General features: G+C 56.1%; 11 protein-coding genes. All 11 read left to right on the top strand.

Features of this window, described 5'->3' with window-relative positions; genetic code table 11:
• Positions 1 to 283: 283 nt before the first annotated feature.
• The 11 genes from CA54_RS08300 to CA54_RS08250 all read left to right on the top strand — a co-directional run bounded on the left by CA54_RS08300 (position 284) and on the right by CA54_RS08250 (position 18,144).
• A complete protein-coding gene (locus tag CA54_RS08300) occupies positions 284 to 3,142 on the top strand; it encodes an MMPL family transporter (RefSeq protein WP_146370334.1) in 2,859 nt (952 codons plus the stop codon).
• A gap of 132 nt (positions 3,143 to 3,274) precedes the next feature.
• A complete protein-coding gene (locus tag CA54_RS08295; RefSeq protein ID WP_197532292.1) occupies positions 3,275 to 4,495 on the top strand; it encodes a L,D-transpeptidase family protein in 1,221 nt (406 codons plus the stop codon).
• A 242-nt stretch (positions 4,496 to 4,737) separates the two neighbouring features.
• Positions 4,738 to 5,688 (top strand): glucosamine-6-phosphate isomerase, encoded by a 951-nt coding sequence (locus tag CA54_RS08290; protein WP_146372321.1) that lies wholly within the window; start codon positions 4,738 to 4,740, stop codon positions 5,686 to 5,688.
• A 263-nt stretch (positions 5,689 to 5,951) separates the two neighbouring features.
• Positions 5,952 to 7,274 (top strand): Gfo/Idh/MocA family protein, encoded by a 1,323-nt coding sequence (locus tag CA54_RS08285; protein WP_231963000.1) that lies wholly within the window; start codon positions 5,952 to 5,954, stop codon positions 7,272 to 7,274.
• 70 nt (positions 7,275 to 7,344) lie between these two features.
• A complete protein-coding gene (locus tag CA54_RS08280) occupies positions 7,345 to 8,769 on the top strand; it encodes a hypothetical protein (protein ID WP_146370332.1) in 1,425 nt (474 codons plus the stop codon).
• Between the two features lie 191 nt (positions 8,770 to 8,960).
• Positions 8,961 to 9,467, top strand: a complete 507-nt coding sequence (locus CA54_RS08275; protein WP_146370331.1) for an RNA polymerase sigma factor — start codon at positions 8,961 to 8,963, stop codon at positions 9,465 to 9,467.
• Positions 9,454 to 11,199, top strand: coding sequence for a hypothetical protein (locus CA54_RS08270; protein WP_146370330.1), 1,746 nt, complete (start codon positions 9,454 to 9,456; stop codon positions 11,197 to 11,199). Before CA54_RS08275 ends, CA54_RS08270 begins: the two co-directional genes overlap by 14 nt.
• Positions 11,200 to 11,886: 687 nt before the next feature.
• Positions 11,887 to 12,912 carry an AAA family ATPase gene (locus CA54_RS08265; protein ID WP_146370329.1) on the top strand — a complete coding sequence of 342 codons (1,026 nt, stop codon included), beginning with the start codon at positions 11,887 to 11,889 and terminating at the stop codon, positions 12,910 to 12,912.
• A 149-nt stretch (positions 12,913 to 13,061) separates the two neighbouring features.
• On the top strand, positions 13,062 to 13,973 hold the full coding sequence (locus CA54_RS08260) for a DUF58 domain-containing protein (protein ID WP_146370328.1): 912 nt from the start codon (positions 13,062 to 13,064) through the stop codon (positions 13,971 to 13,973).
• Positions 13,970 to 15,952 carry a BatA domain-containing protein gene (locus CA54_RS08255; protein WP_146370327.1) on the top strand — a complete coding sequence of 661 codons (1,983 nt, stop codon included), beginning with the start codon at positions 13,970 to 13,972 and terminating at the stop codon, positions 15,950 to 15,952. The genes CA54_RS08260 and CA54_RS08255 overlap by 4 nt, the downstream gene beginning before the upstream one ends.
• The gene (locus CA54_RS08250) at positions 15,949 to 18,144 is read left to right on the top strand and encodes a VWA domain-containing protein (protein ID WP_146370326.1); all 2,196 of its coding nucleotides are present in this window, start codon (positions 15,949 to 15,951) and stop codon (positions 18,142 to 18,144) included. Before CA54_RS08255 ends, CA54_RS08250 begins: the two co-directional genes overlap by 4 nt.
• Position 18,145: the final 1 nt, after the last annotated feature.

Genomic DNA, 18,145 nt, shown 5'->3' with positions numbered 1-18,145 from the left:
CGCCGCAACATCACGTTACATGGGTTCACTGAATCCGCTTCAAACACAATCAACTTGCCCCGATTGGGGGGTTCGCACTAGAATGCGGGCTGTGATGGGAAGACTTCGCTGTAAGTCATTTGAGAATCGTTTGTTGCGGCCTAAACCATTATATGGCTCAATGATCGACTTTCGATTTGTGTCCCTCGGTCGAACAGACTGCGGCATTTTTGCGACGATCATGGTTGTCGTGATCCCGTTGTCCGCGTATTGAAAGCCAACATTTCCCGTTTGGACGTATTTGATGTCCCATTCCTCCTTTGAGCCGGGCCGGCATACGTCAGCCAAATTGCCGTTGCGCTCAATCACAGAGTGGGCGATCCGGCACCCGGTCTGGGCACTATTGATAGCGATTGCATTCGGCGCCGGCGGTGTGGCCTATTCCGGCATGAGTCTGGGATTCAAGACGAAACGGGCTGACTTGATCGACCCGTCGGCCGAATATCATCGCCGCTGGCTGAACTATACCGACAGCTTCGGCGACCAATCGGACATGGTCGTCGTCGTCGAAGGCGAAAATCCGGACGACATCAAACAAGTCATCGATGACCTGGGTTGGCATCTCGAACAAGACACGGAACACTTTTCGCAAGTGCTGTATCGCACCGATGCCAAAGCCCCCGCGCTGCGCGCCAAGGGACTGCAATTTTTGAACACCGACGAGTTGCACCAGATCGACCGCTGGCTGGATGAATTGAGCCGTGTACTCAAAGGGCAGTGGGGTCTGTTCAACATCTCGTCGATCTTTCTCGGCTTACGCCACCAAGTTGAACGTGCCGATCCGGGAACGAGCAATGAACCGTCCCCCGCGATGGAGCCGCTTTTTTATCAGGCTCAACTATTCGCCAATAGCTTAGACCGTTTCGCCGCCAAGAAGAGTGTTTTTGTTTCGCCCTGGCAGAGTATGTCGGCCATCGGTGCGGATCTCCCCGAGTCCGACCGGCAAGAACTTCATTTGATGAATGCCGCCGGAACGATGGGCTTTCTCAAAGTCCGGGCTGTGGTCGAGGAAAACGACTTCGCCGGCGCTTCGGCATCGATTCAACGATTACGAGAGGTGCTCGAAACGTTACGGGGCAGTTATCCCGATGCGAAAATCGGTTTGACCGGCATCCCTGTTCTTGAGTTCGACGAGATGCAGCAATCACAACAGGCGATGTTGTGGGCGTCGGGAATTTCATTTGGCGGCGTAGCCATCTTTTTGATCATCGGTTTTCGCGGCGTGCGGCATCCGCTGATGGCGCTGGCCATGTTGTTGGTGGCGATGGCATGGTCGCTGGGGGCCGCGACGGGAATCATCGGGCATTTGAACATTCTGTCGGTTTCGTTTTTTGCAATTCTGATCGGGCTGGGGATCGATTTTGCGATCCATTATTTGGCGCGATATCTGGAATTGCGACATGCGGGCGAAGAATTACAGTCGGCTCTTGTGGATACGGCGACCAGCGTGGGGCCGGGGATCGTGACTGCGGGCATTACAACGGCGCTGGCATTTTATTGCGCCGCGTTTACTGACTTTTTAGGCGTTGCCGAGTTGGGCATCATTGCCGGCACCGGCATTTTGCTGTGTGTGGTTGCCGCTTTCATTATGCTGCCCGCCCTAGTGACGCTGGGTGATCAACATACCGAACCGCGACAATTGCCCATTCCTTTTCAAGGCCGCGCGCTCAAACGGCTCATATCGCGGCATCCGGTGCTTGTGGTTGCCGTTACGTTAGCCATGACCGGTTATGTCGGTGTCTACGGGCTGAATGTCAAATACGACTACAATTTGTTGAACCTGCAAGCGGAAAACCTGGAGTCGGTCGAAGTCCAATCACGGGTCTTCGAACAATCGGATGGCTCGTTGCTGTTCGCCGTCTCGGTCGCCGACTCGCCGGAACAGGCGTTGGAGCTCAAAGAAAAATTCTTGAAACTCGACGGCGTCAAACGCGTCGTCGAATTGGCCTCGCAATTACCAAAGACCGCTTCCGAAGATACGTCGCTACTCGTGCAAGCGATCAACGTCCGCTTGGCAAACTTACCGCCCCGCAACTCATCGATCGCGCAGCTTGCCGGAAAAACGTATGAAGTCGAGCCTGACAAAGTGGGGCTTCGCGTTGAGGAATTGTGGGAACAATTACAGAAATTCCCCACCCCGCTCTCTCAGGCTGCCACAAATTCTTTGGATAAGTTTCTCAACCGCTTCGACGAACTCACCGCCGAAGAACAGGTCAAACTGATCGCCGCCTACGAAGATCGCATGACGGCCGATTTGCTCAGCCAGCTCTACGAAATCCGTGACGCCTCCGACGTCCAGCCGGTGACCATCGACGATTTCCCCGAAACCGTCCGGTCACGGATGGTCAGCGACAAAGGCAAATGGTTATTGCAGATCTATCCCGCGTATGAAATCTGGGATCACGAACCGCTGGAAAGATTTGTGCAGGAAGTACGTGAAGTCGATCCCAACGTCACTGGGACGCCACTCCAAAACTATGAAGCAGCACAGCAAATTGCGACCAGTTACGAACGAGTCGCGATCTATGCTTTGATCACCGTTTTTATTGTTCTGTTGATCGATTTCCATAGCATCAAGGATGGACTGTTGGCGCTGTTGCCTCCATTGGCCGGCGGCGCTCTGATGATGGGAGTCCTGGGACTTTTGGGAGTGGATCTCAATCCGGCGAATCTGATCGTCTTGCCGTTGGTGATCGGCATCGGTGTCGACGATGGCGTGCACGTTGTGCACGACTTCCGCCAGCAAACGGCAAATTACCGAATGTCGGCCAGCACAACCAATGCCATCGTGTTGACGTCGCTGACCTCAATGATCGGTTTCGGCAGTATGATGGTCGCCTCACATCGTGGGCTGTATAGCTTGGGACTCGTGCTTGTGGTCGGCGTGGGGGCTTGTCTATTCGTTTCGTTGGTGATGCTGCCGGCTTTGTTAACATTGTTTTCGCGAGAGACCCCCAAGTCCCACCCCTGGCGGTTCACCGACGAGGGCCGCGCCATGCCCCGCGATCGCGGAGCCCGGTCACGGGAGCAGGAAGAGGCACTGCCTCAACCCGATTCACCGATTGATTTTACGACGACGGATAACCCCAATCTGTTATCTTAAAACGCCGGGAGATTCGAGTGGCTGCCTTGCCAAGCAGCGCCGAGAAAACCCGCATTCACCGACCTCCCCAGTTGTGCTAGATTCTTGCCCGTTTTGGAAATGTACGGGCCAACAAATCCAAGGAGGGATCGGATGAAAAAGAAAAAACGGATGCGCTCGCTGTTAGGTGTCACCTTGTTAATGGGGATCGGTGCCGCCGTGATTTGGCAGGTTGATCCGCTACGCATGAATGGCATCCCGAGGTTCCTAGCCAATCCCGACTTAGAGGCAATCACCCAAACACCCCCAGAGGCTGACAACGAGTCGCTCGCTCCGCACGCCGCTAGCGCTCCCAATCAATCCGCTTCCGGCGAAGCAGCTGAACCGCCGCTGCAGCAGGATTTCGTGTTCGAAACCGAACCCGAAATCGTGACGGAGCCCGAATCGCCGCAAACGGATTTTGATACCGTTGAATTGTTTGATTCCACGCCCACTGAGTTGGCTGCAGGCGAGACAACCGAGATTGGCACGGACGTTTTTGAGTCTGATGTGTTTGAGACTCAAGAAATCGACGTCACCCCCCGCGCCCGCAGGGCGAGCGGTGGGCAAGTGACATCGCGGGACGCCTCGATCATCACGGTGGCCGGAACCGAACCCGCTGCACAATCCACGACGACCGACAGTGCGATCTCGTCGGAACACCTTTTGGAAATCAACCAGCTCATCGAAAACGGTAAAGAGCTAGCCGCCCACAAACAGCTATCCGCTTGGTACTGGAACCATCCGCAGGACCGCCCGCGATTCCAAGAGCCGATGGAACAATTGGCCCGGTCGATCTATTTCTCTCCACAACCGCACTATGAAGAGGCATATGTTGTCCAATCGGGCGATCAGCTGCGCAAGATCGCCAAGCAATACAAACTCTCCTGGCAATATCTGGCGCGGCTCAATCAAGTGAATCCTCGCAAAATCCGCGTCGGTCAAAAGTTGAAGATCGTCAACGGCCCGTTCGATGCCGTCGTCGATCTCAGTGAATACCAACTCACCATTCTCTGCCGCGGACAATTCGTCCGGCAATACAGCGTCGGAATCGGCAAGGATGGCACTTCGCCGATTGGCAAATTTACCGTCAAGGACAAGCTCGAAGACCCGGTCTATTACGGTCCCGACGGCGTGATCGCCAACGACAGTCCTGACAATCCGCTCGGCGAACGCTGGATCGACATCGGCGACAGCTTCGGCATCCACGGCACGATCGATCCCGAATCGATCGGCAAAAGCGAATCCCGCGGCTGCATTCGCATGCTCAACAACGACGTCGCCGAGGTCTACGATTTTCTAACCGTCGGCTCAACCGTCTGGATCCGCCGCTAACGCGGTGACTTGTACCCTCGCTGCCAACGGCTAACATGGGAATCGTTTCCATTACGGGAATGATTCACCACGGAGGCTGAAAGAGGTCGTAGGCTTTAGTCTGTAGACCTTAGGAAAAAGACAGGATCGTCCAACGCCAATTCCTACAGTCTAAAGCCTAAGGTCTCTTTCAGCCTCCGTGGTGAGAAGCCTCTAAATGGGCCAATCAAACGGCAATAGCGTTACACCTCGGGAGTAGCATGATGGACTTGTTGAGTACGATTGACGGCTCGTTGTTGGAAGGTTTTTTTCCTGCCGGTTGGGATCTGGCTAAAATCGATGCCTGTGTCGATGACAACCCGGCATCGATCACGGATCGCCAAGGTTTTTGGCATCCCGAGTTTTCGCCGGTCCCTTGCGCGAACGTCGGTGACTTCGATGCGATGCTGGGGCATGAAATCGCCCACACCATTCGGCTCAGTCGCGACGCCGGTGAGCAACTGGCGCTGATTCTTCCTGTCGGTCCCATGGGCATGTATCGCTGGGCGGTCTATTTCCTCCAGCAATGGGGTGTCGCCTGTGATCATGTACACGGTTTCAATATGGACGAGTGGAGTGATGCCGACGGCAACACGCTGCCCTCGGACAATAGCGGCGCGTTTCAATATGCAATGGAGCAAGCGTTCTACGGACCGCTCGGGGACTTGACCGTTCCACAGACACAGCGCAATTTTGCGACCAAAGAAAACCTGCCGACCTTCGGCGAGAAAATCGGCAACCTCAAATCAGCGGGGGCGAAACTGGGTGTCATCTTTGGAATCGGCCGCGTCTGTCACATCGCGTTTTGGGAACCGCAATTTGCCGCTGAGTATGATACCGAAGCAGAGTGGAAAGCGCAGACGCACCGCATCGGCGCAAAACTGCATCCGCTGACCATCGAGCAAAACGCGATCACCAGTTTCAAAAGCCGCACCACCCTGGTGCCCGCCTTCGCCAACACAATCGGCCCAGGGTTATTCCTGCAAGCCGACAAAATCATCGGCGGCGCCGACGGCATCCTGGGTCGCGGCATGATGTGGCAAGGCCTCAGCCTATGGATGACACTCCGCCACGGCCCCAGCACCTGGATCCCCTCCAGCTACATGCCGACACTACCGGGCAAACTGTTTTACCTAGAGGAACTCGCCGGTCCGTTGGTGGCGGAGTGTAATTAGTAGGCAGTAGACGGTAGACAGAAAGAGAAGTGTCCGTGGCTTGCACGACGTAAACCTTTCCCACCCGACAGCCTGCGGTCTAAAGCCTGATTAAGTAGCCAGTGGCGAGTGGCCGGTGGCCAGAAAAACACTGCAACGGCTGATCCTCAAGCCTGTACCCTCACGCCTCAAGCCTTTTCAACCTTGGAATCCCCTCACGGGGGCGCCATAATAGAGTCTCTGCGTTATTTTGATGACACGTTGACCAATGGGATGAAGTTCTGATGACTGATATGCAGCCGATCGATTTTGTGAATCCTCCGATCAATCGTCGCCAATTTCTCAATTCCAGCGCCAAGAACGCCGCTGGCATGGCGGTGGGGATGGTGGGATTGGCGAGCGCCGGAGCGGTTGCTAAAGCGGCGCCCAATGAGCGGATCAATGTTGCCGGCATTGGAATTCGCGGACAGGGCAAGTTTGTGACCTCCAGCATGGCGTCGCTACCCGACGTCAATCTCGCCACGGTTTGTGATATCGATGAAAATCTGCTGCCCCGCGCTGCGAAATCAATTCAGGATGCGCAGGGCAAAGCTCCGCAATTCGAAACCGATTTCCGCAAAGTGCTCGACGACAAATCGATCGATGCGGTCGTGATTGCCACACCCGATCATTGGCATGCATTGATTGCCATCATGGCTTGCCAAGCCGGCAAAGATGTTTATGTCGAAAAACCGGTCTCGCACAACGTGCTGGAAGGGGTCCGCATGGTCGAGGCAGCTCGCAAGCACAATCGCGTCGTGCAGTCGGGTATCCACCAACGGTCCGGTTCGCATTTTCAGTCGGCGGTCGATTACGTCCGTAGCGGAAAACTGGGCAAGGTTCGACTCGCCAAAGCTTGGACAATTCACACGCGAAAACCGATTGGCCACAAAGCGGACGCGCCGACGCCCGCCGGTGTGAACTATGACATGTGGCTGGGTCCGGCAGCATCGCGTCCGTTCAATCCCAATCGCTTCCACTACAACTGGCATTGGTTCTGGGATTACGGCACCGGAGAGATGGGCAACTGGGGCGTGCACATGCTCGACATCGCCCGTTGGGGAATGGGTGTCGATTTGCCGAATCACGTTTCGGCCAGCGGCGGCAAGTTTTATTTTGACGACGACCAACAGACACCCGACACGCATTTGGTGCACTATCGCTACGACGATGCAATGATCACTTGGGAGCATCGGTTGTGGACGAATCACGGTCAAGAAGGCCGCAGCGCCGCCGCCGGTTTTTACGGCGACAACGGCACGCTGATCGTCGATCGCGGCGGCTGGAAAGTCTACGATCAAAAAGACGCCCCCACCTCCGACACCAGCGACCAAGCGCGGACGCACCACGAAAACTTCATCCACTGCATCAAGACCCGCGAGACGCCGACCTCGGACATCGAGATCGGCCACATCACCAGCGCGATGTGCCACCTCGGCAACGTCGCCTACCGCATCGGCCGCGATATCCAATTCGACCCGGCAACAATGAGTTGCGGAAATGATAGCGAAGCGAACGCGCTGTTGGGGCGTGAGTATCGCAAGGAGTGGGATTTGCCGGTGGTGTAGGTTAGGCTGTCCTCGGCGGATCGAATTTACCCAAGATGAATCGCGTTCATGATTTCAAGGGCAGATGACGATGGGAACAGAGCGTAAATGGCAGCGGCATATCTCAGTCCTGCTCGCACAGTGCCTTATTTTCATGACGCTCGCCTGCTCAGCAACACCAACCCGCGCCGACTCGCCGCAAACCATCGAAATGGAACTTGCTGGCCAGGACGGTAATGAGCAACACGGTTACGGCAATTGCCAATGGTTACACCCGCACGACAAATGCCAGGAACCGGAGTTGCAGCTGCCGGAGTTGGTGTCGGAGAATCCGGTGTTTTATGCTGCCAAGTTTGGCGAGGCGGATGACCGTGTGTTTACATTCGTGATCGATGAGAGCGACGGCACGGATCAGGGATACGACGTCGTCTATGCCGATGCGGACAACGATAACCGCATTGACCCCGAAACGGAACGGTTTCCTTTCACGTTGGGATCCTCATCTAAAACGAAGCCCGTGCGGATTCGTTTGTTGGTGGCAAACGGTGACATCATCACTCCCTATTACGTCGATTTCACTGCGTTCCGGTATCGGGATAAAAAACACCCGCAAAAAAAGGTCCACGCCAATCTTCGCAACAGTTCATACTATCTGGGTGAGGCAGATTTCGAGGGGCGTCGACACAAGTTCATCGTTTTGGATCTGAACAGCAACGGCCGCTACAACGATTACGAACCCAAGCTGTTTAAAGGGGATCGCTTGCTGATCGATTTGGACGGCGATGGCCGTTTCCGCAGTTTCGATGACCCGAAAAAAAATGAATCGTTCCCTTTAAGCCGGTTCACATCTGTGGCTGGGCGGTGGTTTTCGATTGTTCCCAGTCCTGATGGATCACGTGCTAAAGTCGCAGCAGCCGATCCGCCGGTGGGCGTGCTTGAAGCATCGCCGCACATCAAACGTGTGTCAGTGCGGTCGTCGTCGCAAACATTGGACTTGGTTTTCAATGAAGGCCGGGCCGAGGCAATTGTTGGTGCTTACGAGGTGCATTCTGTCGAACTCACGTCACCCAAAGGGGAGTCCTTGGAGTGGAGCTTGGTTTCCCGCATCGACAAAGATCGCCCCAAACTGGTCGTCGCCAAAGGTGAAATATTGAAGTTCGAGTTCGGGGAACCGCTCCGTGTTGAATTGGAAGTTGAACCGCAAGAAAATCGCGCCCGCATGGTGAAACTTCGCATGCAGATTGTTGGCAACCGCGGCGAGAACTATTTGTACAACGAAGATCGAGAAATCGTAGCACCCCCCGGTCTCATTGTGCTCGATTCCAACGAACGTCCCGTGGCGACATGGCCAGTTCGCAACGGAATCGTTCTTGGTGAGAATGGCAATTCGTGGTCCATACCCCGAAGTTTTACTGGAAAGTATGAACTCTGGCCGGTGGTTGATCTGCCCGGCCTGGATTTCGAAACCGTCGGCCGAGAGGTCGAGTTTCGCGAAGGGGAAATCGTCTCGCCGTAAACGACGAACCCAGCTGCCTAGGTCGGGCAGTCGCCGCACGCCGTCGCCGCATGGAAGCTGGCTGCCTGAGAGCAGCCAATTGTGTTGTCCAAAACATTAAGGTCGGAGAATTGGTAAGGTTTTTCGTTCTGGTACGACAAGGTCATTAGAACGGATGATTCACACGACCGATTTTCTAAATAAGGACAATCATGCCCGATTGGGATGCCCTGGTGCGCGAGCACGGACCAGCCGTTTTGCGAATTGCCGTTCGCATTCTTGGCGGCCTTCCCGATGCTGAAGACGTGACCCAGGATGTGTTCTGCGAAGCATGGCAAATTCAAGCCTCTCAACAAGTGGCTAACTGGCCGGGGTTGTTGCGGCGGCTGGCTGTGTTGCGTTCGCTCGACAAACTTCGGCGACGACGTTCGCATGCGCCGCTGACGGAAGACCATCTTGTGGACACCGCTGAAGCGCCCCACGATCGCATGCTAGCGCGCGAGTTGGCCGATCGATTGCGAGGCTGCTTGTGCCAACTTCCCGAACAGCAGGCGGCCGTGTTTTCGCTGTTCTATTTTGAACATCTCAATCGCGAAGAGATTGCCACTACGCTGGGAACCACGGTCGGCGCGGTTTCGACTGCTCACTCCAAGGCTCGCCGGAATCTGAAGACGGCGCTCACCGAAACTCTCCAGGAGCCCAATTGTGACCAACGCTAATGCATTGAACAATGAAGAACATTTGGAATCGCCATTGCGCGAGGCGGTTGAAGCCGTGCGTGCGGAGCAAGTTCCGGATGAAGTGTTGCAGCGTGCGATTGTCCGGGCATTGGACATCCCGTCTGTTTCCGTTGCGCCCCCCGAACGGTCGCGACATCGCGGCCGATGGGTGCCGCGGCGTTGGCTGGGCTTTGCTGTCGGCACTGCGGCGGTGGTGATGGTTGCGTTCATTTGGCACTTAGGAAACCGCTCGGTTTTGGCGGATGTCGTCAAAGCGGTCTCCAATAAAACCTGGCTGCACGCCCAAGGTCAGGGACCGAATGGAGTTGCCATCGAGATGTGGTATTCCCCTAAACATAGAATCATTGCCATGCGCCAGGGGCGGAAAGAGGTGGCGGAAACGCTCTTCGCCAATGTGGGGCAAGACACGATCGAGTTTTACAAGAAGGATGGGGCAGGGAATCCGTTGTTGTCGCGGCTGCCGATCGATAAAGACCAGCGGAAACAATTCTCGTCCGGTGAAAGCACGTTGAATTCTCTCTTCTTCGGACGTCCGTTGCAGGGAGCTGCCGCAGAGGAACTGGAGATCACCGGCCATACGGAGCAGACGATCCACGATGGCGATGATATTTTCATCGAACATCGTTTCACGACGCGCGTTGCCGAAAATAAACAACCGACCGAAACCGTGCTTCGCGTGGACCCCGAAACTGAACTTCCGGTCGCGTGGGAATCGAAAATCGGAAAGACGCGGGTCTTTTCTTGCCGGGTCGATTTTCCAGCGACCGGCCCGCAGACCATTTATGCGCTGGGCATTCCCCGCGACGTGGAGGTTCTCGATCAGACTCCCAGCCCCGATCAGGAACGCATTCTGGCCGCGTTGAAAACGGGGCGGACCGAGTTCGATTCTTACCGCGCGGTCGTGGTAGAATCGAATTCCGCCGATCACCATGCCAATGGTTCTCTGGTCTATCAGGTGTGGCGTCAAGGGCTGAAATGGCGCGTCGAGCAATTGCGGCAGCCCGTTCGATTGGGGCAAGGCCCTCATGCGGACGAAGTCCCCGAGGGGGAAGAACCCCGCTCATGGTGGTTAGAACGGGGCTATGAGTGGGAGAAGATGCCGGAGTCGGTCTCGGATGGTACACAGGAAATTCGACTCGAAAAGATCAAGGTACAACCCCGTCAGCCTGACCCGAGTAACCCTCGTTATATTTTAATCGTATCGTACAAACCTGTCGCTACGAATACATTTCGGCCGCGGACGACCGACCCGCGGCCGCGCGACTACCGCATCATGCCGGAGTTCCACGCGTATCCGTTCCTGTTCGGTGCGGGCATCTGGGGTTTTCAAATCAACGTCGACGCACATCCTACCGAAGGCCCGCCGCGGACTGTGCTTGTGGATTCGCGAAAGAAGAGTCCCTCGAAATTACCCGGTCGAATTCGCGGTGCCCGCTATTGGGTGGACCCGTCGCGTGGGTATGTGGTTCAGCAAACGCAATGGCTGAAGACCGGGCAGGCGGATCAATCCCGCGGAGGCCGCGTGGAGATGGAAGAATTGGCCGTTTCGCCCAGCGGCCTGTGGTATCCCCGAGTGGTCCGCGAGCTTCAAAACTCTGTGAACTTGGACGACGGAACTACCAACGATACGTTTTTGCGGTTCTACGTCGACTTCGAGGCGGAGATTCCCGACGAATTGTTTGATGTGAATAATTGGGGGCCGATCGAATAATCCTCTACCTCGGAAGACGCACGATATCATTTCGACCGGTCACGTCTCACCGCGACCGGGCGATTCTTGAGGCAACGATCTACGAATCGCGTGATATAGGGTGCACATGCTGCGTCTTGGTGAATAGCTGCGGTTTGTCCGCCAGGTCGATTTTCAACGATTGGTGCTCGGGAGCGAGAAATTTGGAACCAAACTCGGCCGGCGCGCGTCCCACGCTGAGGCGATCGGCGCCGTGGTGGGTTATTCCACACGCAGAAAGGGCGAATTCGTACTGCATCTTTTAAAAATTTGGTAACTTCGCCGATGAATTGGCGCTGCTCCGCGCAAATCACATTGGGGCGAATTTTGCCCCAAGTCCGCTGAGTCGCGAAAAAATCGTGCTATTGAAAGAAATAGTAGGCCAGTTACCCGTTTAAGTATCGGCGAAGAGGCAGGCTTCGAAAAACGTGCGGTCAAATGTTTCGCTAGGTGACTTTGTGACAATATTGTCACGACCGCCAAAGCGGGATTGACTGTCTGGGCAGGACGCAGGAGGATCTAACTCTGCGTTTAATAAATGGCCGCCGCTTGCGAATAACTTGGAAATCGCGTAGATTGATTAGACAAATTACACTTGTACGCCATATCTATTGGCCCAGTGGGCACGGACTGTTTCATCATAGTTTGATTGACAATTGAGGAGCACGCATGCCGGAATCTGTAGCGCTGCCGGAAATGAAGCTTTCGGAAAACGATGTCCAGGCGATTGACGATCTGCGCGACCTTTATGGTCGGCTCCGCACGGAGTTGGGGCGCGTCATCGTTGGTCAGGAAGAAACGATCGAACGCTTGTCGATCTGCCTGTTCGCCCGCGGGCATGCTCTGTTGATGGGGGTGCCGGGGCTGGCCAAAACGCTCTTGGTGAGCAAGTTGGCCGAAACCATGTCGCTGAAATTCAGCCGAATTCAGTTTACTCCCGACCTGATGCCGATGGACATCACCGGGACGGATATTCTGCAGGATAGCGAGCACGGGCGGCGAGAATTTCAGTTCGTGCACGGCCCGGTCTTCGCCAATATGGTGTTAGCCGACGAAATCAACCGCGCTCCTCCCAAGACCCAAGCGGCGATGCTCGAAGCGATGCAAGAGCATAAAGTGACCGCTGTCGGAAAAACGTTTCCGCTGGAACAACCATTCCTGGTGCTAGCGACGCAGAATCCGGTCGAGCAGGAAGGAACCTATCCGTTGCCTGAAGCGCAATTGGATCGGTTTATGTTCTTGATCGAACTCGATTATCCCTCCGAAGCCGAGGAAGTGAAAATCGCCCGGACCACAACCGGCGATGCGTTGCCGGAATTGGAACACTTGGTGCATGCGGCGGAGATCATCGCCCATCAAAATCTAGTACGCCGCGTTCCGGTGCCCGATCATATCTATACGTACGCCGCGCGATTGGTGCGGCAGACGCGACCAGCCGGCGACTCCGCACCCGAATGGCTGAAGCCGCTGGTGGCCTGGGGAGCCGGTCCGCGGGCGGTGCAAAATCTGATTCTGGCTGCCAAAGCGCGGGCGGCATTGATGGGTAGTTACATGGTGCGGCTGGAAGATATTCAGGAAGTCGCCGCTCCGGTATTAACGCACCGGGTGATCACGACGTTTGCTGCGCAAGCGGAGGGCATCAGCGCGAAGGAAATCGTGCGGCGTCTGATTGAGGAAACCAGCACTGACGAATAACAGCCGGGTCTTTGCATGGGTTTTGAAACTACCTGTAGAGACCTGCTGTTGTGAAGGTGGCAAGGTCGGGAGACCTTGCCACAGCTGGTATCCAGAGTTGTGTGCGGGTTTTCTGTAACCTGTCGATTCGACTGGTGAAGGAGTCGTTGATGTTTCCGGATGGTAATCGCCGGGAGTTCTTGGATCCGTCGGCGCTGTCGCGCTTATCGGGGCTGCCGCTGTTCGCGCGGCGACCGATGATGGGCAGCGTTTCCGGTCGGCATCCCAGTCCGCACCGCGGCGCCAGCGTGGAGTTTGCGGAGTACCGGAAATATGTCCCGGGCGACGATTTGCGAAGGCTCGATTGGCGGGCTTACGGTCGGACCGACCGTTTCTATGTCAAGGAATTCGAGGCGGACACCAACCTGCGGTGTTGCCTGGTGCTAGATACCAGCGGCTCGATGGACTTCGGCAGCGGCGACATCACCAAGTTGCAGTATGCCCTCAAAATCGCCGGCGCATTGAGTTATCTAGCGGTCCAACAAGGGGACGCCATCGGCCTCTCTTGTGTGGCCGAGGACATGATTCAAAATATCCCGCCGCGACGAAATCCTGCGCATCTGATGCACGTTTTTGACACGTTGGAAAAAGCCGTCCCCAAGGATGGCACGCAGTTGACGAGCGTGTTGCACGAGTTAGCTGAAACGATTCGCCAACGGGCGTTGATTGTGATCATCTCGGACTTTTTTGTGGAACCGGCAGAGTTGCGGAGCTGTTTTGAGCATCTGCAATTTCGTAAACACGATGTCACCGCGTTCCACTTGTTGGATCCACAGGAATTGGGATTCGAATTTCGCCGCCCGATGCGGTTTTTGGATATGGAAGGCGGACCGGCCATTTTTGCTGAGCCGAACGAGATCGCCGACCGTTATCACAAAGCACTCCAAGAATATTTGGAGAATCTCAAACAGGTCGTGTTACAGACGGGAATCGATTACCACCGCACGGTGATCGATGAAGATTACGAAAAAGTTTTGACACAATTCTTGGCCGGGCGGACGCGAGCGCGAGGCGTACGATGAGTTTTTTGCAGCCGATGCTCTTGGCGGCGTTACCAATAATTGCGCTGCCGATCATCATCCATCTGATCAACCAACGCCGTTACCAAACGACGCGCTGGGCGGCGATGATGTTTTTACTCGCCGCCAATCGCATGTCGCGAGGGTATGCGCGCATCCGGCAATGGTTGATTTTACTGTTTCGCACGCTGGCAATCGCCGGTTTGATCTTTGCCATCAGCCGCCCGTTGGCCAGCGGTTGGCTGGGAGTGACCGCCGGGGGCCGCACGGATACAACGATCATTCTGTTGGACCGTTCGCCCAGCATGCAACAACTCGGCCCGGGAGCAGTCGTCTCAAAGCTCGAAACGGGGCGGCAGCAATTGGCTAAAACTCTCGAAACGCTGGGATCGACGCGGTACGTGCTGATTGAAAGCACCAAAAACGTCCCGCGCGAATTGAACGATCCTACAGACTTGTTGAACCTGCCGGAAACGGAACCGACGAGTACGTCCGCCGACCTCCCGGCGATGTTGCAGGCAGCCCACAGTTACATTGCGGCCAACCAATCGGGCCGGACGGAGATCTGGATCTGTTCCGACTTGCGCGAGAACGATTGGAACGCCGAAAGCAGCCGATGGAAATCACTGCGGGACAGCTTTTTGGAATTCTCCCAAGGTGTGCGTTTCCATCTACTGGCCTATCCCCGCGCCGCACCGCAAAACGTCGCCGTTCGTGTGACGGACGTACGACGGCAACAAACCAGCGAGGGTGTTGAGTTGTTGGTGTCGCTGCATTTGACGCGGGAAGGGGATTCGGACGAACGGTTAGCGGTCCCGGTGCAGTTGGAGATCGACGGCGCCCGATCGGAAATCAACGTCGACATGGTGGGGGCGCAATACGAACTCAAGGATTACCGCATCGGCCTGACGGAAAATCAGAAACAGGGCTGGGGCCGCGTGTCGATACCCGCCGACGCCAATCCGGCCGACAACGATTTCTATTTTGCCTTCGATGAACCCCCCGAGCGGCACACACTGATTGTGGCCGACGATCCCACCAACGTCCGGCCACTGCAACTGACCGCTTCGATATCTCCCGATCCGCAAGCCAAGAGCGTTGCCACGGTCGTGACCGAAGATCAGTTGGGAACCGTCGAATGGGAGCAAATGGCATTGGTGCTGTGGCATGCTCCACTACCCGACGCAGATGTCGCCCAACAACTGACCAATTTTGTCAGCCGTGGCGGCCGTGTTGTGTTTTTCCCCCCGCGGTCAACCAGTGGACGGGAATTCATGGGCGTGGCTTGGCAAGACTGGCAGAAACCCCCGAAGGAAATCGGCATCGAAACCTGGCGGAGCGATCAGGATATACTCGCGCACACGCTCAGCGGCACCTCGTTACCGGTTGGCGAACTGCAGATTCGCGAATACTGTGAACTGTCCGGTGAAGTGACTCCTCTGGCTCAGTTACCCAGTGGCAAGCCTCTGTTGGCACGCATGACGACCGATCATGGCGGTGTGTATTTTTGTGCAACCACCCCAGCACCGAGTGATTCGTCGCTGGCCACCAACGGCATTGTGCTGTACGTCGCTGTGCAACGGGCCTTGGCGTCCGGAGCCGAGGCGTTGGGTAATACGCGACAATTGATCGCCGGCGAACAGCCAATTGAATTGGCGACCACTTGGGAGCGATTGACCGGCGACGAAGAAGGGTTGTCCACGGAGTACGCATTTCATCGCGGCGTTTATACGGCTGGTGATCGCTTGTTGGCGGTCAACCGTTCGGCCGAAGAAGAACAGGCCTCCCTGTTAGCCGATGAGAAGGTAGCGGGGCTGTTCAATGGACTCGATTTCGCCCGTGTGGATGATGAAGCGGGAACGATCAATTCGTTGATCGAGGAAATTTGGCGGGTGTTCTTAGCCGTCATGATGGTGTCGATGATTGTGGAAGCCGCGCTCTGCTTGCCGAAAATTCGGCCGACTCAAGGAGCCGCCGCATGAACACCACACGCACGCTGACATTTCAGTGGACCGGTTGGTCGTTGGGCATCTCCATCGTCGTGGTGCTGGTGACAGCCGCCTATTGTTACGCCGCTTGGCGCCGCAGCGGCTACCAACGGACATTCGGTTTGCTGGAGTTGTTACGGCTGTTGTTGGTGATCTTTGCGGCAGTCATGTTCAACCAGCCGGAATACATCGAAGAGTTCTTGCCGGATGAAAAGCCGTCGGTGGTGGTCCTCTGGGATGACTCGCGGAGCATGGAAACGCGGGATGTCAAAAACGCTGGGCAATCGGGCGATGCGCTGACAACACGTCGCGACGCCATCGCTCCGCTGACAGAATCCGCGGCATGGCACAAATTGCACGAGCGGATCGACGTGGTCCTGCAACCATTCTCGACCCCGGAAAGCTCGGGAAGCAATCTGTACCAACCGCTCAATGATGTTATGGAGAAACAAACCAATTTGTTGGGCGTGGTCTTTGCCTCGGATGGGGATTGGAACGAAGGCCCGCCGCCCGTGCAGGCGGCAACCCGCATGCGGCTGAAAGAGGTCCCCATTTTCGCGGTTCCAGTCGGGAGCTCGATCCCGTTACCGGATGTGGAATTATTGAGCCTCGATGCGCCCACGTTTGGCGTGGCCGGTAAATCGGTCCGCATTCCGTTTTCCATCAACAGTTCGCTGCCGCGCGATCACGTCGCAACAGTAACCATGCGGACATCCGATGGTGAGGAGTTGCAGAAAGAAGTCAACGTCAAGGCCATGGGCCGCACGAGCGATTGGATCATCTGGAAGCCGGAGAAAATCGGCGATTACCAACTCACGGTCAATGTCCCCACGCATCACGATGAATCGCTGACCGACAACAATGAGCTTTCCGCGCCGATATCGATCCGCGAAGAAAAACTGCGGGTGCTGGTTGTCGAATCCTACCCGCGTTGGGAATACCGTTACCTGCGCAACGCCCTGTCACGTGATCCGGGCGTCGAGGTTTCCTGCCTATTGTTTCACCCCGGCCTGAGCAAGGTCGGCGGCGGCAATCGGGATTACATCAAGGAGTTCCCCGACGGGCTGGACGAACTCTCGAAGTACGATGTGGTTTTCTTGGGCGATGTGGGATTGGATGACGGGCAGTTGACCGTCGAACAGTGCCGATTGCTCAAAGGGCTTGTCGAACATCAGGCGAGCGGCTTGGTGTTCATGCCCGGGTTTTACGGACGGCAATTTTCGTTGTTGGAAACTGAGTTGGATGCGTTGTATCCAGTGGTTCTCGACGAAGCGCAACCGGGGGGGTGGGGTTCGCGAACGCCGAGTCATTTTGAATTGACCGAATTGGGCCGGCGGAGTTTGTTAACCAAACTGGCCGACACGCGCGAGGACAATATCGAAGTCTGGAGCGGATTGCCCGGCTTTCAATGGCACGCACCTGTGCTCCGCGCACGAGCAGGGACCGACGTGCTGAGCGTCCACGAAAGTGAAACCAACAAAAATGGCCGCGTGCCCTTGCTGGTGACGCGGACTTATGGTGCCGGCAAAGTTTTATTTATGGGAACCGACGGCGCCTGGCGCTGGCGGAAAGGGGTGGAGGACAAATACCACTATCGTTTCTGGGGTCAGGTGGTCCGCTGGATGGCGTACCAGCGCAATATGGCCAAAGGCGAATCGATGCGGTTGTACTACTCGCCCGACCAACCACAAATCGATCAAACGGTCATGTTTAATGCCAACGTGATGGAGAAGAGCGGCGAACCATTGACCAAGGGAGACGTTGTTGCCCGGATCACTTCTCCCTCCGGAAAACTGGAAACCGTGCGGTTTGTTTCGGCGGGGGATGAATGGGGCGCCTTCGCGGGTCGGTTCACCACCGCTGAGCCAGGTCAGCACGAAATGGTGCTGTCCTGCAAGCAAACTGGCACAACCTTAGAAACCTCGTTTTTCGTTCAAGGGGTGGCCAACGAACGGGCCGGCCGGCCGGCGCGGCCGGAAGTCTTGGACGAATTGGCCCGCGTCACCCGCGGAAAAGTTATCGCAGCGGGCAAAATCGATGATGTCATGAACTCATTGGCTGCACTACCAGATCCACCCGCCTCGGTGCGGCGTGTACAGTTGTGGAGTCATCCGATCCCGGCAGCCTGTCTGATCGCCCTGTTTGGCGTATTTTGGGTAGGACGCAAGGCGGCCGGGCTGATATGAT

Source organism: Symmachiella macrocystis, from assembly GCF_007860075.1.
In the GTDB taxonomy this organism is placed as follows: domain Bacteria; phylum Planctomycetota; class Planctomycetia; order Planctomycetales; family Planctomycetaceae; genus Symmachiella; species Symmachiella macrocystis.
This window is presented reverse-complemented; position numbering and strand designations above follow the sequence as displayed.